The organism is Caulobacter sp. GW456-12-1-14-TSB4, from assembly GCF_059424195.1.
This window is the reverse complement of the sequence record NZ_JBWKZF010000001.1, coordinates 143,153-158,281: the sequence shown is the minus strand read 5'-3', so window position 1 is coordinate 158,281 and position 15,129 is coordinate 143,153. Positions and strand designations below refer to the sequence as shown.

At 69.6% G+C, this 15,129-nt stretch carries 13 protein-coding genes; 7 read left to right on the top strand and 6 right to left on the bottom strand.

Translation table 11 applies throughout. The features are described 5' to 3' along the window. Positions 1-38 precede the first annotated feature (38 nt). A complete protein-coding gene (locus tag AC07YH_RS00685; protein WP_494745089.1) occupies positions 39-2,768 on the top strand; it encodes a TonB-dependent receptor in 2,730 nt (909 codons plus the stop codon). Between the two features lie 147 nt (positions 2,769-2,915). Here AC07YH_RS00685 and AC07YH_RS00680 read toward each other — a convergent pair whose 3' ends face one another. From AC07YH_RS00680 to AC07YH_RS00665, 4 genes are read right to left on the bottom strand one after another with little or no spacing between them, the layout of a single operon-like run. After that, complete coding sequence (locus AC07YH_RS00680; RefSeq protein WP_494745088.1) at positions 2,916-3,647, bottom strand: FadR/GntR family transcriptional regulator; 732 nt, start codon at positions 3,645-3,647, stop codon at positions 2,916-2,918. A 54-nt stretch (positions 3,648-3,701) separates the two neighbouring features. After that, complete coding sequence (locus AC07YH_RS00675) at positions 3,702-4,613, bottom strand: 2-dehydro-3-deoxygalactonokinase (RefSeq protein ID WP_494745087.1); 912 nt, start codon at positions 4,611-4,613, stop codon at positions 3,702-3,704. Further along, on the bottom strand, positions 4,613-5,239 hold the full coding sequence (locus AC07YH_RS00670) for a 2-dehydro-3-deoxy-6-phosphogalactonate aldolase (RefSeq protein ID WP_494745086.1): 627 nt from the start codon (positions 5,237-5,239) through the stop codon (positions 4,613-4,615). The genes AC07YH_RS00675 and AC07YH_RS00670 overlap by 1 nt, the downstream gene beginning before the upstream one ends. A gap of 4 nt (positions 5,240-5,243) precedes the next feature. After that, complete coding sequence (locus tag AC07YH_RS00665; RefSeq protein WP_494745085.1) at positions 5,244-6,110, bottom strand: SMP-30/gluconolactonase/LRE family protein; 867 nt, start codon at positions 6,108-6,110, stop codon at positions 5,244-5,246. A 208-nt stretch (positions 6,111-6,318) separates the two neighbouring features. Here AC07YH_RS00665 and dgoD point away from each other — a divergent pair, with 208 nt between their 5' ends. The 6 genes from dgoD to AC07YH_RS00635 are packed head-to-tail and all read left to right on the top strand — an operon-like array spanning position 6,319 to position 12,776. Next, complete coding sequence (dgoD, locus tag AC07YH_RS00660; protein ID WP_494745084.1) at positions 6,319-7,503, top strand: galactonate dehydratase; 1,185 nt, start codon at positions 6,319-6,321, stop codon at positions 7,501-7,503. Beyond that, complete coding sequence (locus AC07YH_RS00655; protein ID WP_494745083.1) at positions 7,497-8,489, top strand: substrate-binding domain-containing protein; 993 nt, start codon at positions 7,497-7,499, stop codon at positions 8,487-8,489. The genes dgoD and AC07YH_RS00655 overlap by 7 nt, the downstream gene beginning before the upstream one ends. After that, positions 8,489-9,991, top strand: coding sequence for an L-arabinose ABC transporter ATP-binding protein AraG (gene araG / locus AC07YH_RS00650; RefSeq protein ID WP_494745082.1), 1,503 nt, complete (start codon positions 8,489-8,491; stop codon positions 9,989-9,991). The genes AC07YH_RS00655 and araG overlap by 1 nt, the downstream gene beginning before the upstream one ends. An 18-nt stretch (positions 9,992-10,009) precedes the next feature. After that, the gene (gene araH, locus AC07YH_RS00645) at positions 10,010-10,984 is read left to right on the top strand and encodes an L-arabinose ABC transporter permease AraH (protein WP_494745081.1); all 975 of its coding nucleotides are present in this window, start codon (positions 10,010-10,012) and stop codon (positions 10,982-10,984) included. Beyond that, a complete protein-coding gene (locus AC07YH_RS00640; protein WP_494745080.1) occupies positions 10,981-11,721 on the top strand; it encodes an SDR family NAD(P)-dependent oxidoreductase in 741 nt (246 codons plus the stop codon). Before araH ends, AC07YH_RS00640 begins: the two co-directional genes overlap by 4 nt. Then, entirely contained in the window at positions 11,718-12,776 is a 1,059-nt protein-coding gene (locus AC07YH_RS00635; protein WP_494745079.1) for an aldose epimerase family protein, read from the top strand. The genes AC07YH_RS00640 and AC07YH_RS00635 overlap by 4 nt, the downstream gene beginning before the upstream one ends. Here the strand turns inward: AC07YH_RS00635 and AC07YH_RS00630 are convergent. Then, positions 12,763-14,613, bottom strand: coding sequence for a cytochrome c biogenesis protein DipZ (locus AC07YH_RS00630; protein ID WP_494745078.1), 1,851 nt, complete (start codon positions 14,611-14,613; stop codon positions 12,763-12,765). The genes AC07YH_RS00635 and AC07YH_RS00630 overlap by 14 nt on opposite strands. Positions 14,614-14,624: 11 nt before the next feature. After that, entirely contained in the window at positions 14,625-15,089 is a 465-nt protein-coding gene (gene msrB, locus AC07YH_RS00625) for a peptide-methionine (R)-S-oxide reductase MsrB (RefSeq protein ID WP_494745077.1), read from the bottom strand. Positions 15,090-15,129 lie beyond the last annotated feature (40 nt).

Here is a 15,129-nt window from a genome sequence, read left to right as displayed (position 1 = left end):
TGCGCCACGATAAAAACCCGCAGTCTCTGGGGAGAGAAATGACACAAGCCTATCGCCGTTCAGGCGGCCTGCTGCTGTGCAGCGCCAGCGCTTTCACCCTATTCCTCGCATCGCCCGTCCTGGCCCAGACCGCGCCCGCCGCGCAGGCCAATGACAGCTCGACGGTTGAAGAAGTCGTCGTCACCGGCACCCGGGCCAGCCTCTCCAAGGCGCTGGACCTGAAGCGCGCCCAGGTCGGCGTCGTCGACTCCATCGCCGCCGAGGACATCGGCAAATTCCCTGACCAGAACGTCGCCGAATCGCTGCAGCGCATCACCGGTGTCTCGATCGACCGCAGCGGCGGCGAAGGCAAGTTCATCACGGTCCGGGGCTTCGGCCCCGAGTTCAACACCGTGCTGCTGAACAACCGCCTGCTGGCCACCGAGAACGGCGGCCGCGAGTTCAGCTTCGACATCCTGGCGTCCGAACTGATCAGCGGCGCCGAGGTCTACAAGTCCTCCGACGCCGTGCAGCAGGAAGGCGGCATCGGCTCGACCGTCATCATCCGCACCGCCCGTCCGCTGGACCGTCCCGGCTTCCACTTCGCCGGCAGCACGGCCGCCAAGATCGACAGCACCACCGACAAGGCCACGCCCGTCGTCTCGATGGTGCTCAGCGACACCAACGAGGACCGCACCTTCGGCGGCCTGATCAGCCTGGTGTACGACAAGCGCGAGTCGCGCCTGACCAACGTCAACACCGGCGGCTGGATCGCCGGCCAGAACCTCGACTTCAACAAGGACGGCATCATCGACATGGCCAATGTGGCCATGCCCCGCACGTTCAACACGACCGTCGAGCAGAACCATCGCGAGCGCATGGGCGGCACGATGGCCTTCGACTGGTGGGTCAACGACAAGCTGAAACTGGGCTTCGACGGCCTCTACACCCAGTTCCGGGTGAAATCGCGCTCGAACCAGGTCGGCTACTACACCGACCCGGGCGACACGATCGCCGCCGAGGTCAACAGCAACAAGACGGTCACCAAGTTCACCCGCAGCGCCGCGGGCAACCTGGCCACCGACCAGATCGTCTTCGACAGCCCGCGCGACGCCAAGACCTACCAGCTGGCGATCAACGCCCACTACACGCCGTCGGACCGCTCGACCCTGGACGTCGACATCTCGCACTCGCAGGCCACCGACGGCAACAAGTCGGTGTTCTACGTGCTGGGCTCGCGTAACACCGGCCTGACCCCGACCTTCAGCCTGAACCCGGGCGGCCTGCCGTCGATGGCCAATGTGCTGTCGACCACGGACGCCTCGCGCCTGCGCCTGCACTGCTGCGCCGAGCGCGGCGGCAGCGTGAAGGACGCGGTCTCGCAGGCCAATGTCGACTTCAAGCACGACTTCGACGGCGTGCTGAAGGACATCAAGCTGGGCGGCCTGGCGACGTTCCGGAAGAAGAACATCGTCTCGCTGACCACGCCCGATCCGCTGGGCTGCTTCTACTGCGGCTACCTGGCCTCGGTCCCGGCCTCGCTGACCTCCGTGTTCAACGCCGGCAGCATCCTGGGCGGGCCCAGCATGAGCTGGCTGGACTACGACGTGAAGAAGCTGGTCCAGTACTGGGGCAGCGACGCGGCGATCAACCAGCGCAACGACCCGGCCGCCGCGGCCGCGTTCCGCGCCGTGTTCGCCGGCAACGGCAACAGCAACAACCCGGTCTTCAACCCGCAGGGCTCCGGCTCGGTCGAGGAGAAGAGCTTCGCGGTCTACGCCCAGGCCGACTTCGGCGGCGACCTCAACGGCCATGCCTGGTCGGGCGTCGCGGGCGTCCGCTACATCACCACGGACCTGCACGCCGAGGGCAATTCGCGTCAGCTGATCTCGATCACGCCGCGCCCCAGCGACCCGACCTCCGCCGACGCGGCCTACAGCCCGCCGGTGCCGGTCACGGCCGACAACAAGTACGGCTACATCCTGCCGTCGGCCTCGTTCCGCTACAACATCAGCGACGACGTGGTCTTCCGCGTCGCCGGTTCGCGCACCCTGACGCGTCCGACCCTGTCCAACCTGTCGCTGTCGCGGTCGTATGACTTCCGTCCGCCGCAGTCGAACACGGTCAGCGGCGGCAACCCGGACCTGAAGCCGTACCTGTCGTGGAACGGTGACGCCGGCCTCGACTGGTTCATCAGCGACGCCAGCTACATCAGCGTCGCCGGCTTCTACAAGAAGGTGTCCAACTTCGTCTCGCAGGTGACGACGCCGGTCACGTTCTTCGGCTACCAGTTCCTCGACACCCGTCCGACCAACGCCCAGGACGCCAAGATCTATGGCTTCGAAGCGGCGGTGCAGTACACGTTCGACTTCCTGCCCGCGCCGTTCGACGGCCTGGGCGCGTCGGCCAACTATACCAAGGTCAAGAGCAACATCAGCTTCGACCCGACCCTCAGCACCCAGACGTTCAACGTCGAGGGCCTGTCGGACTCGGCCAACCTGGTGCTGTTCTACGAGAAGGGCCCGATCCAGATGCGCGGCGCCTACAACTGGCGTGACAAGTTCCTGCGCCGCACCTTCGGCGCGAACGGCCAGCCCGAGAACGTCGACGCCTACGGCCAGTACGACCTCAGCGGCAGCTACAAGATCAACAAGAACTTCGCGGTGTTCACCGAGGTCATCAACCTGACCAACAAGCACAACCGCAGCTACTCGATCTACGAGGAGCGCCTGATCCAGATGGACGACACGGGCCGCCGCGTCTCCGTCGGGGTGCGCGCCACCTTCTAACCGACGACCCCTCTATCCTCCCTCCTGCGACCGGGCGCCGACCTCCCCCTTCGGCGTCCGGTCCTTTTTTGCCTGGAGCTCAGCGCACGAAAAAGCCCGCCGACACGAGGCCGGCGGGCTGGGATTTCAAAGCGTCGGGAGAGGACCTTAGTCCTCGGGCTGGCTCTCGCTGGCTTCCTTGATCAGGGCCATGACGTCGGCGATCAGCACGCGCATGGCGGCGCTGGCCGTTTCGGGATCGCGGGCGATGATGGCGTCCAGCACCGCCTTGTGGCCCGGCAAGCTGGCGCTGCGACCGCGATAGCGGTTGGTGAACTGGATCGAGGTGCGCAGGGCCGTGGCCACCACGTCGCGGAACTGGGCGTAGAACGGATTGCCCGACGCCTCCAGGATCGAGACGTGGAAGGCGATGTCCGACGACAGCGGATCATCGTCGCCGTGGTCGGCCGCCTCCATCCGGTCATAGCCGGCCTGGATCAGAGCGATGCCCTCGGGGCGGGCGGCCTCGGCGGCCAGGGCGGCGGCGCCGGGCTCGATGCTCAGGCGCAGCTCGGTGAACTGGCGCAGCAGGCTCAGCGAGAACTTGCGTTCCAGCAGCCAGCGCAGCACGTCGGTGTCGAACCAGTTCCAGGCCGCCGGCGGGGTGATGATCGTGCCCTGGCGCGGCCGCGCGGTCAGCAGGCCCTTGGCGGCCAGCATCTTGACCGCCTCGCGCGTCACCGAGCGGCTGACGGAGTGTTCCTTGGACAGCTCGGCCTCGATCGGAAAGGATCGGCCGTCATAGGCGCCCGTGACGATGGCCCGCCCGATCACGTCCAGAAGCCCAAAAGTCAGGTTGCGCCCGAGCGCGCTGCGGTCCATGGCGTCAGAGGCTTTCATGAGGTCAGTGCTGTCAAATTTGCCTGGGCCTCGCAACAGATTACTTGGATTGGCTCACGCCTGACGTTGGGTCAGGGCGAAGCGTTTGAGGCCGGCCAGCACGCAGACTTCGCCGCCGAGGGCGATAGTCTCAACCGACTGGGCGGCCAGCACGGCGGCGTAGCGGTCGGTCAGGGCGCTGGCCCCGACCAGGATCACACGCTGGGCCTTGAAGGCCGCGGCGCCCTCGGCGGCCTCGGTCCCGATCGTCAGGCCCGACAGGAAGCCACGCGCCCAGGCGCCGGTCCGGCCCTCGCGCAGCTGGGCGCTGCGGGCCTCGAACAGGGCGCTGAGCAGATGGCCGCCGCGCGCGCGCTCCAGGCCATGCGCGAACCCGGCGGCCTCGTGCTCGGCGTTCTCGGCCGTGTCCGCGCCCAGCAGCAGGCTGGAGCGGGTCGAGAGCAGGGCGAAGAGCTCGCCGGTCAGGAAGGTCTGGAAGCGCAGGATACGGCCGTCGCGCACCTGACACCACTTGCCATGGGTGCCGGGCAGGACGAACACCTGCTCGCCCTCGGCCAGCTCGGGATGCAGGGCCAGGGCCCCGAACACCTGGGTCTCCTCGCCGCGCATGACGTCGGGCGCGCCGCTGGGGGCGGTCCCGGCCACGCCTGGCGCGACCTCGACGATGAGGCCATCCAGCGTGACGCTGGCGGCCTGGCGGGACCAGTCATCGACCCTGGCGGGGCACTCGGCATAGGGAGCCTCGACCACGCCGGTGCGCGAACCGGCCATGCCGGCCAGCACCACCCGCGACAGGCCAAAGCGCTCGCGCCAGCTGGCCACGGCGGCCAGCAAGGTGTCGGCCGGCGAGACGCTGAGCGCGCCGATGCCGGGGCCTTCGACGGCCTCGACCTGGGTGTCGCCGTCGTAGAGGCCCAAGCGCAGGCGGCTCGTCCCCCAGTCCCCGAACGCGATCAGCTCGGCCATCAGGCGCTGGCCTTCCAGGCGGCGACATAGGCTTTGGCGATCTCACCGACCTCGGCGGCCGAGCGACCGGGCTTGTAGAGCCCCGAGCCCAGGCCAAAGCCGTTGGCCCCGGCCGCGCGCCAGGTCGTCACATTGCCAGGCTCGACCCCGCCTACCGGGAAGACCGGCGTGGTCTTCGGCAGCACCGCCTTCATCGCCTTCAGCATGGCCGGACCGGCGGTCTCGGCCGGGAACAGCTTCAGGGCGTCGGCCCCGGCGGCGATGGCCGTGAAGGCCTCGCTGGGCGTGTAGAAGGCCGGGAACGAGATCAGGCCCGCGGCCTTGGCCTCGCCGATCACCGCCACATCGGTGTTGGGCGAGATGATGATCTGGCCGCCGGCGTCGGCGACGTCGCGCACGGCCTGGGGCGTCAGCACGGTGCCGGCCCCGACGATCGCCCGATCGCCCAGGGCGTCCCGCAGCCGGCGGATGCTGTCCAGCGGCTGGGGCGAGTTCAGCGGCACTTCCAGGCAACGGAAGCCGGCGGCGACCAGGGCCTCGCCGACCTCGACCGACTCGTCGGGCGTCAGGCCGCGCAGGATCGCCACCAGGGGCAGGGTCTCGAGGACGTCGGTCCAGGCGGTCATACGCTTAGCCTCCAAACTGGCCGGGCGGCAGGCCGCGCACCCCGGCGTCAACTTCGAACAGCGCCCCGGCGTGGGGCTCATCGTCCCGGCCCATGGCGGCCGAGGTCACGAACAGGCGGTCCAGGTCCGACCCTACGAAGGCGCAACTGGTGATCTGGGAGGCGGGCAGGGCGATGAAGCGGTCCAGCCGCCCCTCCGGCGTGAAGCGGTTGACCCGGCCCCCGGCCCAGGCGGCGATCCAGACCCCGCCCTCGGCGTCGGTGGTCATGCCGTCGGGATAGCCCATCTCGCCTTCGAACCGCACAAATACGCGCTTGTTGGCCAGCATCCCGCCGTCCTCGACATCATAGGCGTAGACGACCCGCTGGGCGCTGTCGGCGTGATAGAGCACGCTTTGGTCCGGGCTGAAGGTCGGGCCGTTGGCGATGTGGTAGCCGGTGTCGACTTCGCGCCAGGCGAAGTCCGGATCCAGCCGCCGCAGTGCGCCGATCGGCTGGGCCTCGCCGCGCTCGTCCATCGAGCCGGCCCAGACGCGGCCGTGTCGGTCGGCCTTGGCGTCGTTCATCCGGGTGTCGGGCAGGTGCGCCTCGGGATCGCCGAAGCGGTCGATCATCAGCGGATCCAGGGTCAGCGCCGCGAAGCCGCTCTTGAGCCCGGCCACGAAGCCGCCCGGCGTGTCGCGCCGCTCGATCAGCCAGCCGATCGCTTCGGGCATCGACCAGGTCCGCACCGCGCCGCTGGCCAGGTCCAGGCGGTTGATGCGCGGGGCCTTGATGTCGACCCAGTACAGCGCGTTTTCGCGCGCCGACCACAGCGGGCCTTCGCCCAGCAGGTCGCGGTCGGGGCGTTCGACAATGGTGTAGGGGGGCATCAAAGGCTTCCAGTTACGGCGCGGACATTAGGTCGCCGGGCCCTCGCTGTCCATATTCCAAGATTAATATGATAAAACGTTTGACGCCATCCTCCGGCCCGTCATAACGATGGAGCAACGCCCGGAGACACACCGGGCAAGGACCATTCGGGAGCTATGTCTATGCGGTCTTCCCCGCGCTGCGCCTTTGCCATGGCGGAACGTCACGATGGATGATCGTTTCGGAGGTTTCGTCGGCGCCGGTGCGCCCGCCAACCGCATTGCTCGCATCGAGACCTTCATGGTCCCCCCGCGCTGGCTGTTCGTCCGGGTCGAGACCCAGGACGGCGCGGTCGGCTGGGGCGAGGCCAGCCTGGAGGGCCACTCCGAGGCCGTCGCGGGCGCCTTCGTCTCCCTGCGTGAACGCTTCGTCGGCGCCGACGCCGACAATATCGAAGACGTCTGGCAGGTCGCCTATCGCGGTGGTTTCTACCGTGGCGGCCCGGTGCTGATGTCGGCCCTGTCGGGTCTTGATCAAGCTCTGTGGGACCTCAAGGGCCGCCGTCTGGGCGTGCCGGTCTGGCGTCTGCTGGGCGGCCTAGTCCGCGACCGCATCCCGGTCTACGCCTGGATCGGCGGCGATCGTCCCGACGAGGTGGTCTCGGCCGCCAGGGCCCGCATCGCCCAGGGCTTCAAGGCCGTGAAGATGAACGCCACCGGCGAGATCGGCTGGCTGGACAGCACCCGCAAGTTCGACGAGGCGCTGGAGCGCATCGCGGCGGTCCGCGCCCTGGGCCTGGACGTCGCCCTCGACTTCCACGGCCGCCTGCACAAGCCGATGGCCAAGCAGCTGGCCCACGCGCTGCAGGCCTTCGAGCCGCTGTTCCTGGAAGAGCCGCTGCTGTCGGAAAACCCCGAGGCCATCCTGCAGCTGTCGCGCCTGACCAGCGTGCCGATCGCCCTGGGCGAGCGCCTGTACAGCCGCTGGGACTTCAAGCCGTTCTTCGAGGCCGGCGCGGTGGACGTGATCCAGCCCGACCTCAGCCACGCCGGCGGTCTGTCGGAGTGCCGGCGTATCGCCGCCATGGCCGAGGCCTATGACGTGGCCGTGGCCCCGCACTGTCCGCTGGGCCCGCTGGCGCTCGGCGCCTGCATGCAGCTGGCCCTGACCACGCCCAACTTCGTGATCCAGGAAATGTCCCTGGGCATCCACTACAACGTGGGCCATGACCTCCTGAGCTATATGCGCAATCCGGAGGTGTTCGACGTGAAGGATGGCATGGTCGCGGCGCTGCAAGGGCCGGGTCTGGGCGTCGAGATCGACGAGGACATGGTCCGCGAGGCCGCCAAGGACGCGCCGACCTGGCGCAACCCGATCTGGCGCGGCGAAGACGGCAGCGTGCGCGAATGGTGATCGCGCGGCGCGGCCTGATCCTCGGCGCGGCGGCCCTGGCGCTGCCCGCGCTCAGCGGCTGCCGCCAGAGCGACGGCAAGGTCCGCATCGGCTTCATCGTCAAGCAGCCCGAGGAACAGTGGTTCCAGAACGAATGGAAGTTCGCCGGCCAGGCCGCCCATGATCGCGGCTTCAACCTGATCCGCATCGGCGCCACCGACGGCGACCGGGTGCTGACGGCGATCGACAACCTGGCGGCCAAGGACGCCAAGGGCTTCGTGATCTGCACGCCCGACCCCCGCCTGGGGACGGCCATCGTCGAGCGGGCCAAGGTCAACGACCTGAAGGTCATGTCGGTCGACGACCGCCTGATCGGCCCGCGCGGCCAGCCCATCGCCTCGGTGCCGCATGTCGGCATCTCGGCCCGCGCCATCGGCCGCATGGCTGGCGAAGAGGCCCTGGGCGAGGCCCGGCGTCGCGGCTGGCCGATCGCGCAGACGGGCGTCCTGCGTCTGGCCTATGACAGCCTGGAGACCGCCCGCGAGCGCACCTTCGGGGCGCGCGAGGCCCTGATCGCCGCCGGCCTGCCGGCCGCCAACATCGTCGACGCCCCGCAGCGCACCACCGACACCGAAGGGGGCTTCACCGCCGCCTCGCCGGTGCTGATCCGCAAGCCGGAGCTGCGCCACTGGATCATCGTCGGCCTGAACGACGAGACCGTGCTGGGCGGCGTCCGCGCGGCCGAGGGCCTGAACCTGGGCGCCGACTCCGTGATCGGCGTCGGCATCGGCGGCTCGGGCACGGCCGACGCCGAGTTCCGCAAGGCCAAGCCGACCGGCTTCTACGGCTCGGTACTGCTCAGCCCCCGTCGCCACGGCTACGACACCGCCTCGGCGATGTTCGACTGGGTGACCAAGGGCGTGAAGCCGCCGGCGATCACCCTGACCACCGGGATCATGATGACCCGGACCAATTTCCGCCAGCTGCTGGCGGCGGAGGCGGCGTGATGGCGCTCCTGTCCTACGAAGGCGTCGGCAAGACCTTCCCGGGCGTCGTCGCGCTGGCTGATGTCAGCTTCTCGGTCGCCGCTGGTGAGATCCGCGCCCTGATGGGCGAGAACGGGGCCGGCAAGTCGACCCTGCTGAAGATCCTGGCCGGCGAGTACCATCCCGACAGCGGGACCGTGAAGGTCGACGGCCAGGCCCGCGCCTTCGCCGGACCGCGCGACAGCGCCGCCGCCGGCGTGGCGATCATCCATCAGGAACTGCATCTGGCCCCCGACCTCAGCGTCGCCGAGAACTTGATGCTGGGCGCCTTCCCCGGCCGCGGCGGCTTCGTCGATCGTAAGGCCCTGCGCGCCAAGGCCGCCGAGATCCTCCAGCGCCTGGGCGAGGACATCGACCCCGACGCGCCGGTGCGGTCCCTGTCGATCGGCAAGCGGCAGATGATCGAGATCGGCAAGGCCCTGCTGCGCGACGCGCGCGTCATCGCCTTCGACGAGCCGACCAGCTCGCTCAGCGCCCGCGAGACCGAGACCCTGATGCGGATCATCCGTGATCTGAAGGCGCAGGGCCGCGCCATCCTCTATGTCAGCCACCGCATGGAGGAGGTGTTCGCGCTGAGCGACAGCGTCACCGTCCTGCGCGACGGCCGGCACGTCGCCGACTATCTGAACATCAAGGACGTCGATCAGACCAAGCTGATCGCCGCCATGGCCGGCCGCACCATCACCGACATCTACGACTACCGCGCCCGTCCGCTGGGCGAGGAGACGATCGCCGCCGAGGCCCTGCTGGGCCCCGGCCTGCGCCAGCCGGTGGCGTTCGCCGCTCGGCGCGGCGAGATCCTGGGCTTCTTCGGCCTGGTCGGGGCGGGACGGACGGAGCTGTTCAAGCTGCTCTACGGCGCCGAGACCCCGACCGCCGGTGGCCTCCGCCTGCGCGGCCGGTCGGTGGCCTTCAAGGGGCCGCGCGACGCTATCGCCGCCGGCCTGGCCCTATGTCCCGAAGACCGCAAGGGCGAGGGCATCTTCCCGCTGGCGGCCGTGCGCGAGAACATCGCCGTGGCGACCCGCAACCTGGGTTCTGGCGAGGCCGCCTTCCTGAGCGGCGGGGCCGAGGCCAAGACGGCCCAGGACCTGATCGCCCTGATGCGGGTCAAGACCGCCTCGGCCGAGACGGCCATCGGCACGCTGTCGGGTGGCAACCAGCAGAAGGCCGTCATCGCCCGCTGGCTGGCGGCCGACTCTGAGATCCTGCTGATGGACGAGCCCACGCGCGGCATCGACGTCGGAGCCCGCAGCGAGATCTACGGCCACATCTATCGCCTGGCCGAGGCCGGCAAGACCGTGCTGTTCGTCTCCAGCGACATGCCCGAGGTGATGGGCGTGGCCGATCGCATCGTGGTGATGCGCGAAGGCGCGATCGCCGGGGTCGTCGACCGGTCCGAGGCCACCTCCGAATTGCTCCTGCGCCTGGCCCTGCCCGATGCGGCCGGCGCGGCCCACTGATTGTCCGAAAGCATGACCATGGGAAATTCCAACCTGTCCTTCCTGCGCCGCTTCAGCGCCGCCGGACCCCTGCTGATGCTGGCGGTGCTGTTCGTGCTGCTGTCGGTGTTCGTCCCCGACTTCCTGGGCCTGCGGAACATGCGCGGCCTGATCCTGTCGGTGACCCTGGTGGCGACCATCGCCCCGACCATGATGCTGGTCCTGGCCTTGCGCGAGGTCGACCTCTCAGTCGGCTCGACCACGGCCCTGGCCGGGGTGCTGTGCGCGGTGGTGATGTCCAGCACGGGCAGTGTCGCGGCCGGTGTGCTGGCGGGCCTGGCGGCCGGCGCGGCCGTGGGCTTCGTCAACGGCTTCGTCGTCGCCCGCTTCCAGGTCAATTCGCTGATCGTCACCCTGGCGACCATGGAGATCGTGCGCGGCCTGGCGTTCCTGGCCTCGGGCGGCGAGGCGGTGTCGATCCCCGTCGAGCGTTTCTACCAGCTGGGCTCGGGCGCCTTTCTGGGGATCAACTATCCGATCTGGATAGCCGTGCTGGGCTTTGTCGTCTTCGCCGTGGTGCTAAACCGCATGGTGTTCGGCCGCAACGTGTTGGCGATCGGCGGCAATCCGGAGGCCGCGCGCCTGGCCGGCGTGCCGGTCAACCGCGTGCGGGTCATCGTCTTCGTGCTGCAGGGGCTGGCGGCCGGTCTGGCCGGCATCGTCCTGGCGGCCCGCATCACCAGCGGCCAGCCCAACACCAGCCAGGGCCTGGAGCTGGCCGTGATCTCGGCCTGCGTGCTGGGCGGCGTGTCGCTGTCGGGCGGCGTGGCCACGGTGGTCGGCGTGATCGTCGGCGTGCTGATCATGGGCGCGGCCCAGAACGCCCTGAACCTGCTCGACGTGCCGACCTTCTACCAGTTCGTGGTGCGCGGCGGGATCCTGCTGGCGGCCGTGCTGTTCGACCGCCTGCGCCAGTCGCCGGGCTTCCTGAAGTTCGGGACGGCCAAGGCATGACCAAAGGCTTCCAGGATCGCGGCGTCATCGTCACCGGGGCGCTGGGCGGTATCGGCCTGGCCGTCGCCCGTCGCTTCGCCGCCGAGGGCGCGCGCCTGACCCTGGTGGACTTGAAGGCCGATGACGGCGCGGCCGCCGACGAGCTGCGGAGCCTGGGCGCGACCGGCGTACTGTCGGTGGCCTGCGACATCGGCGATGAGGCCGCCGTGGCCTCCGCCGTTGAGCAGTCCATGGCCGCCCATGGCGACCTGCGGGCCGTCGTCAACGTCGCCGGGATGATGATCTACAAGCCGATCGCCGAGCTGACCGGCGCGGACTGGCGCCGCCTGCTGGACGTCAACCTGCTGGGCGCGGCCTTCTTCACGGGCGAGGCGTTCCGGCGCATGGGGCCGGGTGGGGCGGTGGTCAATGTCGCCTCGATCCACGCCCGTCAGACCAGCCCCGACGTCGCCCCCTATGCGGCGGCCAAGGCGGCGATGCTCAGCCTGACCCGCACCGCCGCGATCGAGGGCAAGGCCAAGGGCCTGCGCGTCAACGCCGTCCTGCCCGGCGCGATCGACACCCCGATGCTGTGGGCCAGCCCCAACCTCGCCAATGGCGCCGAGGTGCTGGAGCCCGGCGATGTCGGCCAACCTGACGACGTGGCGGGGCCGGTGCTGTTCCTGGCCTCGGACGACGCGCGCTTCGTCAGCGGCGCGGCGCTGGAGGTCGACGGCGGACGCCTGGCCAAGCTGTGAGCGTCGAACTCCGCAGTTGGGGAACGCTGGAGGACGGCTCGCCGGTTCGGCTGGCGACCCTGCGCAACGCCAGCGGCTTCGAGGCCCGGATCAGCGACTTCGGCGCGATGATCGCCGGTGTCCGCGCACCGGATCGTGACAGCCGGCTGGGTGAGGTGACCCTCGGCTTCGCGCATCTCACCGATTACCTGGCGCCGGCCTATCGCGCGGCCGGGCCCTATTTCGGATCGACCGTCGGCCGCTACGCCAACCGCATCGGCGGGGCGCGGTTCACGCTGGACGGTCAAGACTATCCGCTCGTCGCCAACGAGGGCGAGAACCAACTGCACGGCGGCCCATGCGGTTTCGACCAGGTGATCTGGTCCATGGAGCCGTTGGACGGCGAGATCGGCGTGCGGCTTTCCTTGATCAGTCCCGATGGCGACCAGGGCTTTCCGGGGACGTTGCGGGTCAGCGTCGAGTTCGTCGTCGCTCCGGACGCCGACACCCTGATCGCCCGCTATCGGGCCGAGACGGACCGGCCGACCCACGTCAACCTGACGGCCCATCCGTACTTCAACCTCGACGGCGCGGCGACGATCCGAGAGCACGCGCTGGAAGTGCTGGCCGGCGCCTTCACCCCCGCCGACGCGGCCTGCATCCCGACCGGCGAGGTGGCGCTGGTTGCCGGCGGTCCGCTGGATTTGCGCGAGCCGCGCCATCTGGACGAGATCCTCGACCATCCGGACCTAGCCGGCTCACGCGGCCTGAACCACAACTACGTCCTGCCGGGCGGTGTTACCGGTGGGCCTCGGCTGACCGCTCGACTGTCCGCGCCGAGCACCGGCCGGGTCCTCGAGGTGTGGACCACCGAGCCCGCCCTGCAGGTCTATAGCGCCGGCTACCTGCCCGACCTCACCGGCCAGGCCGGCGAGCGGTTCGGGCGCGAGGGCGGGGTCGCGCTGGAGACCCAGCACTTCCCCGACAGCCCCAACCGCCCGGCCTTCCCGACGACCCGGCTCGACCCAGGCCAGGTCTGGTCGTCGGAAACCCAGTGGCGCTTTAGCCGAACGTGAAGGCGTAGGCCTGCGCGCCAGCGTCCAGGAACTGGATCTCGAAGGTGCGGTCGCCGATCGCGCCCTTCTGCCGGACCAGCTGATAGAGCCGCTGGCCGGTGATAACGCCATTGCCGGCCGCATCGGTGTCCATGCCGTGGTCGGGGCCGGGCGCCTTGCCGTCGATGGTCACGCGGTAGCGGACCTTCGCGCCATTCGACGCCGGGCCCAGCACCAGGTGCAGGTCTCGGGCGTGGAAGCGGTAGGCGATCTTGCCGCCCGCTGCGTTCGAGCCGGCCTGCTCCTTGCTGATGGTCCAGTCGCCGGCCAGGCCCCAGGCGTTGAGCTTCAGCGGTCCGCCCAGGGCGTAGACCTTGCGCGCATCCCGCGCCGCGCCGCCGGTCGAGGCGAAGTTCTCGGCGCGGTCGTAGCCGACATAGGTCTCGGGCGAGTTGACGTCCTTGCCGTCCGAGGCGGCTTGCGCGCCGGTGGCGTTGACCGCGACCAGGCCACTGGCGACCTTCGCCTTGCCGGCCTCGGCCAGCAGCTGCTGGATCACCCGTTCGGACTGGTCGTAGCCGCCCTCGCCGAAGTGGTGGTGGCGGACCTGGCCGTTGGCGTCGATGAAGTAGTGGGCCGGCCAGTACTGGTTCCCGAACGCGCGCCAGATCGCGTAGTTGTTGTCGACCGCCACGGGGTAGCCGATCTTCAGGTCGGCGACGGCCTTGCGGACGTTCTTGACGTCCTTCTCGAAGGCGAATTCCGGCGCGTGGACGCCGATCACCACCAGGCCCTGGTCCTTGTACTTCTCCGCCCAGGCGCGGACGTAGGGGATCGAGCGCAGGCAGTTGATGCAGCTGTAGGTCCAGAAGTCGACGACCACGACCTTGCCCTTCAGCTGGGCCAGGGTCAGGGGCGGAGAGTTCAGCCAAGTCACCGCGCCGTCCAGCGGCGGGGCGGCGCCTTCGACGGGCAGGGCGGGACCTTCGCCGGGCTTGGCGCGCATCATCATCGCGCCGTCCGGAGCGCCGCCGGCCGACATCATGGCCGGATTGGCGCTCATCATCGCCGGGTTGGCGGCCATCATGGCGGGGCTGCCGCTCATGGCGTCGCCGGCGGCGGGCAGCAGGACCGACTCCTGCTGGGGATGCAGCTTGTTGACCAGGCCCTGCTCCAGGGTGGCGGTGCTGGTCTGCGAGACGCGGGTCAGGAAGCCGGTGTCGACGCCCAGCGCGATGGCCGCGACGGCGACCAGGATCACCGCCCCGACGCCGCGCCGGATCCATTCGCTGGCGCCCAGCGAGCGCTTCATGGCCGTGAACACCTTGCCGCCGACCAGCAAGGCCAGGCCCAGCGAGGTGGCCGCGCCGGCGGCGAAGGCGACCAGCAGCAAAGTGGTCTGGGCGTTGGCGCCTTGCAGCGCCGCGCCCGTCAGGATCAGGCCCAGCACTGGGCCCGCGCACGGGGCCCACAGCAGACCGGTGGCGACGCCCAGCAGCAGCGAGGCCGCGAAGCTCTCCTGCTCATCGGCGCGTTGCGACAGGCGACCGCCCAGCGCGACCAGCGGCCGGGTCAGGCGGTCGGCCAGGCTCGGAACCAGCAGGGTCAGGCCGAAGAAGGCCATCAGCGCCAGGGCGAACCAGCGGCCGTACTGGTTGACGTGCACGGCCCAGCCGCCGCCGACCGCCGCCAGGGTGGCGACCAGGGCGAAGGTCACGGCCATGCCGGCCAGCATCGGCAGGCCGCTGCGCACGAACGGCTTGTCGGCTCGCGCGAACACGAACGGCAGGATGGGCAGGATGCACGGGCTGACGATGGTCAGCACGCCGCCCAGATAGGCCAGCAGGAACAGGATCATTTTCGGAAGTCCTAGGCGGCCTTGAAGGTCAGGGCGACGCCGTTCATGCAGTAGCGCAGGCCGGTGGGCTTGGGACCGTCGTTGAACACGTGGCCCAGGTGCCCGCCGCAGCGACGGCAGTGGATTTCCGTGCCCCACATGATGCTGCCGCCGGCGCTCTTGGCCGTGGCGTTGGGCAGGGACTGCCAGAAGCTGGGCCAGCCGGTGCCGCTGTCGAACTTGGTGGTCGATGAGAAGAGCGGCAGGTCGCAGCCGCGGCAGTTGTAGCCGCCCTTCTTGTAGTTCTTGTCCAGCGGGCTGGAGCCGGCGCGCTCGGTGCGGGCGTGGCGCAGGACCTCGTAGGAGTCCGGCGGCAGCATGCGCTTCCACTCGGCGTCGCTGTGGGTGACCTCGAAGGTCTCGGCCCGCGCGCCGAAGGCGGCCAGGCTCAGACCGGCAAAAGCCCCGGTGGCCAGAAAGTCTCTACGCGTCGTCATCGCCAATCTCCGTTTCGCCGCCCCGCAATGAGATACGCAG

Excerpts from the sequence above, each read along its gene's own strand:
- AC07YH_RS00685 (WP_494745089.1), top strand. The coding sequence starts at position 39 with ATGACACAAGCCTATCGCCGTTCAGGCGGCCTGCTGCTGTGCAGCGCC.
- AC07YH_RS00680 (WP_494745088.1), bottom strand. The coding sequence starts at position 3,647 with ATGAAAGCCTCTGACGCCATGGACCGCAGCGCGCTCGGGCGCAACCTG.
- AC07YH_RS00675 (WP_494745087.1), bottom strand. The coding sequence starts at position 4,613 with ATGGCCGAGCTGATCGCGTTCGGGGACTGGGGGACGAGCCGCCTGCGC.
- AC07YH_RS00670 (WP_494745086.1), bottom strand. The coding sequence starts at position 5,239 with ATGACCGCCTGGACCGACGTCCTCGAGACCCTGCCCCTGGTGGCGATC.
- AC07YH_RS00665 (WP_494745085.1), bottom strand. The coding sequence starts at position 6,110 with ATGCCCCCCTACACCATTGTCGAACGCCCCGACCGCGACCTGCTGGGC.
- dgoD (WP_494745084.1), top strand. The coding sequence starts at position 6,319 with ATGGATGATCGTTTCGGAGGTTTCGTCGGCGCCGGTGCGCCCGCCAAC.
- AC07YH_RS00655 (WP_494745083.1), top strand. The coding sequence starts at position 7,497 with ATGGTGATCGCGCGGCGCGGCCTGATCCTCGGCGCGGCGGCCCTGGCG.
- araG (WP_494745082.1), top strand. The coding sequence starts at position 8,489 with ATGGCGCTCCTGTCCTACGAAGGCGTCGGCAAGACCTTCCCGGGCGTC.
- araH (WP_494745081.1), top strand. The coding sequence starts at position 10,010 with ATGGGAAATTCCAACCTGTCCTTCCTGCGCCGCTTCAGCGCCGCCGGA.
- AC07YH_RS00640 (WP_494745080.1), top strand. The coding sequence starts at position 10,981 with ATGACCAAAGGCTTCCAGGATCGCGGCGTCATCGTCACCGGGGCGCTG.
- AC07YH_RS00630 (WP_494745078.1), bottom strand. The coding sequence starts at position 14,613 with ATGATCCTGTTCCTGCTGGCCTATCTGGGCGGCGTGCTGACCATCGTC.
- msrB (WP_494745077.1), bottom strand. The coding sequence starts at position 15,089 with ATGACGACGCGTAGAGACTTTCTGGCCACCGGGGCTTTTGCCGGTCTG.